Origin of the sequence: Paraburkholderia domus (assembly GCF_905220705.1) — a bacterium.
Taxonomy (GTDB): Bacteria; Pseudomonadota; Gammaproteobacteria; order Burkholderiales; family Burkholderiaceae; genus Paraburkholderia; species Paraburkholderia domus.
The window spans coordinates 50,644-60,193 of sequence record NZ_CAJNAT010000038.1 but is presented as its reverse complement, the minus strand read 5'-3'; the positions used below and the strand labels follow the sequence as shown (position 1 = coordinate 60,193).

Genomic DNA, 9,550 nt, shown 5'->3' with positions numbered 1-9,550 from the left:
TGCGATCCACCGTCGAGACTTACTGCTACGCCGCCCTCAGGAAATTCTCGCGCCTATGGAACGAAAGCGACGAAAACCGATCCCGATTGACACGGAAAGTCATATCAGTCCCATGGCCGAACCTTGCCGATCGTCTAGCGATCGAACGGTGCTAGCTTGCCAAGAGCGGCAGCACGCGGACACATTGCCTTCGTTCGGACGAACGTCGCTACCCGTCCGCTTAAGAAGCGAACCGGCCTGAAACTTTTGACGCCCCCTCTCCTGGTGTTGGGCCGACGAGTGCCCTGGTTCGGCACGGTCTGTCAAGATGCGCACCTCCCCATTCAAGCGTTTGTGGCGAAAACACACGCCGCATTTTTTGCTCTGAATACTCCGCAAACGATTGCTTATACTCTATGCACCTCTTTCTCCGAGGCGCATCGTATGCAGCAGGAATGGCTTGAATATCTCCAGCGACTTGGCTGGAACACTCCGATGATTTTGGCGCTGGCGTCAGGGGCAGTCGGCTCTGTCATAACGCTCGCGTGGATCTCAGCAAGGGATGCCAGAGAGCGCAAGCGTCAGCGACGCGACACTGCATTGGAACTTGCGTTATCCTTGGAAAGCTACGCTCGAACCTGTCGGACAATGATGCATAAGGCCGCTTGGGCGGCATCGGAGCCGGTCGGCCCTATGAGCCGCGAAGCCAGCAAGGGCGTGTCCATCCCCGTCTTTGCCTATCCAGACAAGCTTCACTGGCACGTCCTGAGCCGCAAAGTTATCTCTGAGCTGCGCGAGTACCCGGCAACGGTGTACGCCGCGCGGGAGTATGTGGAAGCGTTCCGCGAATTCGGTGAGCCGATCGACCTTTGTGGCCAGGTTGAATACGAATGTGCAAAGGCTGCGATGGCAGCGTTAGCACTTGCTCGGACCACGCGCCGGCGGCACGGAGCTGCGACGTGGAAGCCGGGCGCCAAAGATTCAGCCATGGAGCGCGAACTGTCCGACTTCATCGCGAACGCTGAAGAAAAGCGCAAGGCGTCGCTCGAGCGTCGAACGGAGCCCACGGTTGGTCGGCGAGCTGACGCGCAACCGTTCAATCAGGCGCTAAGCGCCTGAAACTTAGACCAGACAAGCGGATATCAATCTGTCAGGCGTCTCACGGGGTCCCCTCAGGATTCGGCTTTTTAAGCACCATAGCCGCGCCGCACAATCAAGCGAATCAATAATTTAGCCGCGGCGACAAAAGGCCGTCTAATTGCCGAATGCATAATAGGCACCGAGCCTTGCGCCGTAAGGCTTTCCAGCTCGCTGGCGTACGCAAAAATCCGAATCCTGAGGGGACCCCTGGTAGCACACTTCGTTGCCGTCAATCCGCTGTCTATGAATTCGCTGCCGCCCGCGAAGGTTTTGGGCGGAAGTCAGACGGGGGAGATCAATCGAAAGGACGGCACGTTTCACACTCTCGATCTCCGGTTCTATCTCGACTTGCTTCGCGAGGATCAAGACCTCCAAAGGCACTTCCTTCGCACTTGGGCTATGGGCGCGCTATTGATGCTGGGGGATGAACTCGGCGATCACCGGTACTTTGACTGGGCACCGATCCTTGAATTGGTCTATCACTTGCGCAATGGCATCGCCCACGCCAACACGTTCAATATCACCGACGATGGTAAGAAACGCTTGGCGAAGCATCTGGCCCACAACGGCAATGCCGCCGCGAAGAACCCGATGGGAACCGTGTATGAGATTACGCCCAACCTGACCGGGCCGGTTCTCTTTGATTTCGTGGGTGCCGCAGACGTGATCGATATATTGCGGTCGGTCGAGGTCTACCTCTCGCAATAGGGGTCTGGTGAGCAACAAGCCTTGCCGGGCGATGTTACGCAAAATAGCACGAATCCTTACCCCTACCCTGAGAGAGCGGCTGCGCGTCACGATCCAGATTGAACGTTTCCATACCTGTCGTTCACACCTTTCTTCGTATCCGGTCCAACGCTCTGGCACTGGTTCGTGAAATCGCTACGGGCATTCGATGTGCCGGTCTCATCGAAGTGACCGTGGTGAAATTTCACGATGGAAAAGTAACCCATCATATAGTTTTTGCAGTCCCCGCCGGCACTTCCACCGGCGATCAGGCCGGCGAGACACAGGACGGCACCGCAGGCGGACGGGTTGTCGTCGTCGGCCAGCGCCACCGTCTGGGTGACGAACGCGCCGCAAATTAATATTGCGATCAGTCGTTTCATGAGATCTCCTGTCAAGTGGCCAGAAGGCGCAGTGCCGCAAGGGCTCCGACTGTGAGCGCCGCGGAGCCAAGCGTGGCGCATACGGTCCATGCGGTCAGTTCGATTCGCCCGATAACACGACCGCGGCCGCGCTCTTCGCGCAAGACCTCGCGCAGCAGATCGCGGCTTCGTCCGTTGGCTTCGTCGTACTGCCTGAGCGAGATCTCGCCAAGCAGTTGATCGCGGGCCTCTGAAAACCGTCCCGCTTCGGCCAGCACATCGGTGCTCGATGCTGTGAACTGGTTGAGGAACTGCTCGTAGCGGGATGTGAAGCGCAGCAGCGTAAGTTCACCGTCGTCCTTGAACTGCTTACCCGTGGTATCGAGCAGTTGGGACAGACCCTTCACGTCCCGTCGTAGCAGCGATAGCTCACCCAGTACTGCGCCGATCAGTTCCTCGCGGATCGAATCGTCCGATGCACCCATCAATGCACCACAAGTTTGAAGACTGCGTCCAGTTCGGTCGTTACCCGTGTGGCCAGACGTTTGATTGCAACCAGTTGGCGAATCTGTGCAAGATGTTCCTCGGGCTCCCCGCTCTCCATTGCTTCGGCGTTCATCGCGACATAGTCGGTCGGATCGTTGCGAATATCGACGATGGAGCGATCGAAAGCCTTGATCTTTTCGTAGATAGGGTTCTCATAGATCACCGCTTCGCGATTCAAGACGAAATTGCGGTTTTCCGCGTAGTAGTCGAAAATTTTCGAGAAAATCTTTGACACGTCGTCTTTCGGGTTGACCGTGTTAAACACGACGCGAACGCGGTTTGCCGGCACACCGATTTCTCCGGTGAGTGCGCGCAATGTCGAAATTGTGTCGACCTGTTGTTTAAGCGCAGGAACGGTCGGTACCACGAAGGCATCGAAGTCTTCGTGAGAACCGTGATAGTCACGCATCAGCGAGACAAAGTCTTCGACATTCGATGCCCCGATATCGACCACAGCATGCCGCAAGGTCATGAGTTTGTCCTGCAGTTCCCCAAACTCCTTCCCACGCATCGCCGATCCTTTTTCGCTGTCGTCCGAGTTGATCGACTCGACCGGAATCACCTGGGCACCCTCCAGCCGTGGCGCGAGAAGGTGATGTGCAACGGTGCTCTTGCCGACGTTGCCCGAGAAGTTGATTACCGCGATCTTCATGATGGTTTACTCCTGTTGTCCGATTTGACGATGACGGTCGCGAAGCGATCGCGGCCAACTGATGTCGTCGCGCTATGGCTCCAACTCGAAGGTCGGCCCGTCGTGTTCGGCGGTCTGCGACTGCAGATCCTGTCCGCGCTCCGGCGTCGCCTGTTGGGTGGCCTGCTGTGCTGCGTGAGCCTGGCCGCGCTGCTCCAGCTCGATCTGCCCACGCACGGCCTCGATCGTTGCTTCGCTTACCTGAGGCATGGGCACGTCCAGTGGCCGGTTAGCTGCGCGCGCCTCGGCCACGGCGCTTTCGAACTCCCCCATCAGCTTCTCCTGCTGCTGCTCCGGCAGACCCTTGATCTCGTCACGCAGCACCTCGCGCGCGGCCTGCGCCTTGATGCGCTCGCGTGCTTCATCGAGCGTCTTCTGCTGTTCCTTCGAGTATTTCCAGTCTCCGCTCAGGAACCGCTCGCGTGCCTCATTGATCTGTCGGCGCTCATCGGTTTCGCGGCGCGCGCTGGCCAGCGCTTCGCGCTGCTCGCGCGTGGGCAGGCCCGGCACGTCGGGCGAGAACACCAGCCATTCGATACGCCGGCTCTCGACTGACTTCGGAGCGAGTTCGGCACCCTTCTCGTCGAACTGGCGCTTCTGCGCTGTTACCGTCTTGCTGCCGCCCTTTTCCAGCTCGATCCGCTGACCGGGCTGCACACCGCTTTCGCCGATCGCGCGTTCGAGGTCCAGCCCCCACACGGTGCGCTCGCCACCCTCTGTCCGCACGGTCGCGTAGTAGCTGTCGTTCTGCTTATCGTCGTGGTTGAACGGAGCGGGCCCGTGTGCCACCATCACCCCCGCCGTGACACCGGCCGGCTTTGGCGTCCCCTGAACGGGGCTCGCCGGCGCTGCTGCAGACGGCTGCGTAGCGATCGTCGGGTTGCCTCCGGACGCAGTGTTTTCACGTGCCGGAGTGGCTGGTTTCGCAGCATCCGGCACGGCGGGCTTTTGCCCCACTGCGTCTGCTGCCTCCATCTCATTCGTGCGCGCCTTGTCCGCCGCACCGGATTTGTCGCCCGCGCCAATGCGCATTGCCTCGCGCGCAGCGGTCAGTACGGCGCGATCCTGCGCACCGGGTTTGAAGCCACGCGTCGGCACGCCGGCGAGCTCGGCCGCGATCCACGCCTGCCGACGAAACTCCTCGCTGCCCTTGAGCTGCAGCTCACCCCAGTTCTTCGCCTTCGCAACTTCAACCATATGCGCGATCACGTCGCGGTCCTCGCTTGCCGTCGACAGCGAGCGGCCCTTGTCCTCGAAGTGGACGGTCTCACTCTTGCGATCGAGAAACTTGCCCTCATGCGCGACATACTGATTGGCCACCGACTTCGGCACGTCGTAACCGCTCCGATCGAAAATCGGTTTCGGGCGGATGCTGTTCTCCGCCCCTTCGCCCTTCTTCCCGAGCGGCTTGCCGGTGCCGGCGGCCGGCTTCACCGCCTCGTCGGTGGCTGTGCTGGTCGTTGGGTTGGTCGCTGAGTTGGTCGATAAGTCGCGCTTGAGCAGCTTCCCGACCTTCTCCCGATCGGCCTCGCGGATCTTCTTCAGGCGCGCTTCGGTTGCGTCATCGACCGGCGTTTCCGGAGGGCCGGGCACGGCGCCCGCGTCCGGGTCGTTCGCCGGCGGCGTGACGCGCGCGCGGATGGTCGACGCATCGTCGGCATTGGCCGCGTCGCGTTCGCGGTAGTCGATCCTGTCGGCGGGAAATTCGATCTCGTTCATACGGTCACTCCTTGTGGTTCAGGGTGTGATTGAGGTGCTGCGGTTTGCGCCGTCACGGCGGCCGCCGCGTCCGGCAGGACTTCTCGCAGATAAGGCATCAACTGGAACAGCGATGCGCGGATGCTGTTACGGTTGGCCAGCTGGACAGGCGCGAGTACTCCGATTTCGTGCTCACGAACGTCACGCGCCTTACCGGCCGACTGTCTGGCGGCGTCTGCCGCCGCGACAGCCTGTTGCGCACGTCGGGCCGCGTTCTGCGTCTGCCACCACTGCTCGATGTCGATCTTTGGCACGGGTGCGCACAACTCGCGCGCGACGAACGCGGCGTGTTTCATCTGTACCTCGTTGGGAAACTTCGGACCGAAACCGAACCAGGCGCGCTGGCGGTTGGTCTTCTCCAGCTTCGCCATCACCGCCTGCAGATAGGGACTCTGCTGCACAAGCCGGTCGACGAGTTCGGCGTCTTCATAGAAAAACGCCTTCTCGCACAGGATCGGCTCGCACCCCTCCATCGTGATGATCTGTTTGTTGTGCTTCAGCGCCCGCAGCTCCTGCGGCATCATCAGTGCCCTGCCGTGCTCCGACTCGCTGGTGCTCGTCGACGAACTCCGCCCGCGACTACGGTTACGCGAGCGCGCCATGTACGTGAAGGTCCCCAGCATCTTCGAGTACTCTTCCGATTCCTTGACCGTACGCGGTGCATAAAGGCTGCGCATCTTGCAGTTGATCGCCAGCGTTTCGGCGCCGTGCTTGCCATACAGCTTCGGATCCTCGATCTGTGACATGCCCTGAAAGATCAGCATCAGCCGGAGGTTGTAGCCAGCAATGAACGGGTTGGCCGTATCGATGATGTCGATCTTGCCGGGCGCTGCAAACTCGTCCAGGATCAGCGCGCACTGGTATTTGAGCGCAGGATTCTCCGCAGGCATCTCGCGCGTGTTCAGGTCGATCAGCTGCGAGAAAAAAAGATTGACGAGCAGCGCGCCGGCCTTCAGGTCGCCCGGCTTGATGCCCACATAGATCGACATGCGCTTTTTGCGCACATCGGCCAGATCGAAGTCAGAGCGGCTGGTTGCCGCGTCGACAACCGGATTGCTGAAGACGTTCAGCGGCGCGGTCATCGTCGATACGATGTTCGCGAAGGCTTCCTTCGACTGCGACAGGAAGCGGTTCAGCGCGTCGAGACATTCGAACGTGAGCGCCGGCAGCCCGTCAGTCGCGTGAGCTGCATCGGCGCGCGTGCTGACGATCGACGAGATGTGTTCACGGATCGCCCTGCCCTTGCCGGAGGCCTGTCGCAGCGCCTCACCAAACGTGCAGGGCAGCGAGGGCGTTTCCAGCAGATACAGCACGATCCCGATGAACAGGTTGCGGGCGTTGTCGTTCCAGTACTTCAGACGTGCATCGACGTTGGACGGATACAGGTGTTCGCCGATCGTCATCACGTCGCCCACGCGCGCATATGCGGGTCGGCCTGCGATGTATTCGAGCGGGTTGTACGCGTGCGAGCGTCCGTCTTCCGAGAACGGCGCCCACAGATAGGTTTCGTGACCGCATGCCCGCCGGTAGCCGGACGTATAGTGGTAGTTCTCTTCCTTGATGTCCTCGACCACGACGGAATCGGGATAGGTGAGAAGATTCGGGATCACGAGCGACGTGCCCTTGCCGGAGCGGGTGCCGGCAGCCGTCATCAGGAAATCCTGGCCGTAATACTTCAGGTATTCGCCCTTGTACTTGCCGACAATGAACGGCGGATACAGATGTTGTGAGGTCGTCATGGTTATTTCTTCTCCAGCAGGCCCGCTTTCACAATGTCGTTACGGGTTGCGAACCGGGCCTCGCCAAACTGCGCGAGGCGCTTGCGGCCCGACACGAGCGCCATCGTGATGACGACCACTGGCAGGCCGGTGATGACCACCGACAGCAGCGTGCACACCTTGAGCGCGCGCACCACCGCAGGCACGTCGCCGTAGGCATGCCAGTAGTCGTACAGTGTGAACACGCCCGCGCTGCCCTCCGGCAGCTTCTGCATCTTCGCGAAAAGCTGACCGCCGGCGAACTGCCCGAGGAACGCGAAGCCGCACAGGATCAGCAGGAAGACCACGATGGGGATCAGAATTCGAAGCGGGTTCGGCATGGTCGGTCCTCAGTGGGTGGCTGCATCGCTATTGACCTCAAATCCGGCCGCGTCAATCCGACGATCGGCTTCGCAGGGAACCCTCCGGCCTAGTCGGCGGCCGCGGGCCTGCGGCCGTCTCGTCGTCGCAGTGTTCAAGTACGCGCTGCGTGGCGCGAAGGACCGGCTTGCGGGCACGCAGGCGCTCGGCGCTCGCATAGGCATGGCGTGCGAAATTGAGCGGTCTGTCAGCAAGGAGCCGGTCCAGCACCGTGCGTCGACGGACCGAAAAGTTAGCGGCGCCACGGCAGCCCGGTTTGCCGTTCGCCTTGACGTCGCGCACCGCAAACGTCACGTGATCAGGGTGATCCGGCGCATAGCCGTTGCCGTCCTCCATGCAGATCCACTTCTCGCCGATACGGAATTTCAGATGCGTTGTCATGCGGCCATCTCCTGTTGTTGCAGATGCGCGCTCAGGTCGCGATGCAGGCGCATCGCGTCGCGCACGTTACCGAAGGGTCCGTGGAACTGGTTGCCGTTGGCCGCCGCACAGCGGTCGATCGGCTCCCACAGCAGGTAGCGCCACTCGTCATAGACTGAGTACCGCGCGATCGTCCAGCCCGACGGGTGCACCAGCGCAAAGTCGCCGGACGGTCGCCATTTGCACGGGCTGTCATCGCTCGCGTCCGCGGCATCGGCAAGCGCGGTAGCCGGAAGATCTGCCTTCATTGCGGGAACTCTCCGGGTGGATCGGCGCACAGGATCCGCAGGGCGTCGCGCTGCGCGTCGTCCAGTCCGGCGTCGGTGATAGCCACGCAGCCGTGCAGGATCACGGCGCCGTAGAGCCGCGCCAGCGCGCGGGCCTCTGTGCTGGCCGCAAATGCTTCGTCGGACGGCGAGCGCATGCGCCATCCCTCGATCGCCGCCTCGATATCGCTGATCGCGAAGTTCATACATGGTCCTCTCTGCGTACGAGCCAGTGCGCCGTGAAACCGCGCGCCCACGACGCGGCGTAGACAAAGCACAGTGCAAGCACGCCGTACTGATGCGCTCGCCACGCCATGTCGAACCAGAACGGTTGCGCGGCCAGCCCGAAGATGCAGGCCCAGCGCCGCCAGTGCGCACGCCTGTCCTGCGACAGAAACACGGCGAGCGCACCGCACAGGCTGATCGCGATCTGTTCGATCATCTGCGCCGCAGCATCGGCGCTCATGAGACACAACCCAGCAGTTGAGCCTTGCCGATCGGGTCGTACCAGATTTCGCTGAGCCGCTTGTTGCGCATGAAGAGAACCAGATCAACCGTTACGCGAACCTGTTCCAAGATGAATTGCCAGTCGAGCGTCTGGCCGACCGCGCTCTGCTTGACCAGCGTCGCGATGCGCGAATGTGCCGAGCGCGCATCGTTGCAATGCACGGTTGTGATACCGCCGGGCGTGCCGGTGTTCAGCAGCGTCATGTAGTCCCACGTCTCGTCGCCACGCAGCTCGGCGAGGAAAACGCGGTCAAACTTCATGCGCAACGTGGAGCGCACCAGTTCCTTCGCCGGCAGCGTGTCGCTGAAGAACATGTGCACGCGGTTCGGGTGGTTCGGCAGCGACAGCTCCGGTGTGTCCTCGATAGTGCCGATCCGCTCATCGGACGGCACGAGGTCTGAGAGCGCCTTGTTCAGCGTTGTCTTTCCGGAGCCGGTGCCACCGGCGAGCACAATGTTCAACCGGTTGGCAACCGCAAGCTCAAGCATGCGCGTGACATTGCGCTGACCTTTCGCCTCGAGCATCTCAAGCTCGAACGGCTGCAGATCAAGTGATACCGACATGTCGCGACGTGGCGACACGTCCCGATAGCCCTCGAACCAGCCGTTGCGCTCATACTCGGCAACCGACAAACGGACGTCAGACGGGATGCGGATCGTGATGGAGATCGTGTCCTGCTCGCAGGCCGGTTGCATCAGCACGTGCCCGCGCTGGCCCTCGGGCAGGACCACCGGATGAATCGGCTCTTTTGTGGAAAACTTGCCGCCCTTCATCACCGTCAGGGCGTTCGCGAGCTTGAAGCACGCATCGAGCGAGCAGGCCGGCGCATCGTGTCGTCGCCATCCAGCACTCCCCTGCGTCCAGATCTCACCGGGACGGTTGATCGCAACCTCGGTAAGACTCCCGTCGAAGAAGTTCGAGATGCCCATCTGCTTGAGGAAACTGCGCGCGATCGTGCCCTTCTCGATCACATCGATTACGATTGCACTCATTCGCACTCCTTTCTGGTTTTGGTC

13 protein-coding genes are annotated in these 9,550 nt (G+C 61.2%); 2 read left to right on the top strand and 11 right to left on the bottom strand.

The genetic code is table 11. The features are described 5' to 3' along the window. Positions 1–423: 423 nt before the first annotated feature. The gene (locus KHO31_RS35000; RefSeq protein WP_201083120.1) at positions 424–1,098 is read left to right on the top strand and encodes a hypothetical protein; all 675 of its coding nucleotides are present in this window, start codon (positions 424–426) and stop codon (positions 1,096–1,098) included. 264 nt (positions 1,099–1,362) lie between these two features. Next, complete coding sequence (locus tag KHO31_RS34995) at positions 1,363–1,827, top strand: hypothetical protein (RefSeq protein ID WP_201083122.1); 465 nt, start codon at positions 1,363–1,365, stop codon at positions 1,825–1,827. A gap of 86 nt (positions 1,828–1,913) precedes the next feature. Here KHO31_RS34995 and KHO31_RS34990 read toward each other — a convergent pair whose 3' ends face one another. The 11 genes from KHO31_RS34990 to virB11 all read right to left on the bottom strand — a co-directional run bounded on the left by KHO31_RS34990 (position 1,914) and on the right by virB11 (position 9,526). Further along, positions 1,914–2,228 carry a TrbM/KikA/MpfK family conjugal transfer protein gene (locus KHO31_RS34990; protein WP_201083124.1) on the bottom strand — a complete coding sequence of 105 codons (315 nt, stop codon included), beginning with the start codon at positions 2,226–2,228 and terminating at the stop codon, positions 1,914–1,916. A gap of 11 nt (positions 2,229–2,239) precedes the next feature. Beyond that, positions 2,240–2,692: a hypothetical protein gene (locus KHO31_RS34985; protein WP_134465703.1), complete on the bottom strand. Its 453-nt coding sequence runs from the start codon at positions 2,690–2,692 to the stop codon at positions 2,240–2,242. After that, positions 2,692–3,405 (bottom strand): StbB family protein, encoded by a 714-nt coding sequence (gene stbB / locus KHO31_RS34980; RefSeq protein ID WP_201083126.1) that lies wholly within the window; start codon positions 3,403–3,405, stop codon positions 2,692–2,694. Before stbB ends, KHO31_RS34985 begins: the two co-directional genes overlap by 1 nt. A gap of 72 nt (positions 3,406–3,477) precedes the next feature. Then, entirely contained in the window at positions 3,478–5,163 is a 1,686-nt protein-coding gene (locus KHO31_RS34975; RefSeq protein ID WP_201083128.1) for an LPD7 domain-containing protein, read from the bottom strand. Then, complete coding sequence (locus KHO31_RS34970; protein WP_201083130.1) at positions 5,160–6,941, bottom strand: type IV secretory system conjugative DNA transfer family protein; 1,782 nt, start codon at positions 6,939–6,941, stop codon at positions 5,160–5,162. Before KHO31_RS34970 ends, KHO31_RS34975 begins: the two co-directional genes overlap by 4 nt. A gap of 2 nt (positions 6,942–6,943) precedes the next feature. Beyond that, complete coding sequence (locus tag KHO31_RS34965; protein ID WP_201083132.1) at positions 6,944–7,300, bottom strand: hypothetical protein; 357 nt, start codon at positions 7,298–7,300, stop codon at positions 6,944–6,946. Between the two features lie 52 nt (positions 7,301–7,352). Next, the gene (locus tag KHO31_RS34960; RefSeq protein WP_201083134.1) at positions 7,353–7,721 is read right to left on the bottom strand and encodes a hypothetical protein; all 369 of its coding nucleotides are present in this window, start codon (positions 7,719–7,721) and stop codon (positions 7,353–7,355) included. Next, positions 7,718–8,008, bottom strand: a complete 291-nt coding sequence (locus tag KHO31_RS34955; protein ID WP_201083136.1) for a hypothetical protein — start codon at positions 8,006–8,008, stop codon at positions 7,718–7,720. The genes KHO31_RS34960 and KHO31_RS34955 overlap by 4 nt, the downstream gene beginning before the upstream one ends. Beyond that, on the bottom strand, positions 8,005–8,232 hold the full coding sequence (locus KHO31_RS34950; RefSeq protein ID WP_201083138.1) for a DUF3717 domain-containing protein: 228 nt from the start codon (positions 8,230–8,232) through the stop codon (positions 8,005–8,007). The genes KHO31_RS34955 and KHO31_RS34950 overlap by 4 nt, the downstream gene beginning before the upstream one ends. After that, positions 8,229–8,492, bottom strand: coding sequence for a hypothetical protein (locus tag KHO31_RS34945; RefSeq protein ID WP_201083140.1), 264 nt, complete (start codon positions 8,490–8,492; stop codon positions 8,229–8,231). Before KHO31_RS34945 ends, KHO31_RS34950 begins: the two co-directional genes overlap by 4 nt. Further along, a complete protein-coding gene (gene virB11 / locus KHO31_RS34940; protein WP_201083147.1) occupies positions 8,489–9,526 on the bottom strand; it encodes a P-type DNA transfer ATPase VirB11 in 1,038 nt (345 codons plus the stop codon). The genes KHO31_RS34945 and virB11 overlap by 4 nt, the downstream gene beginning before the upstream one ends. Positions 9,527–9,550: the final 24 nt, after the last annotated feature.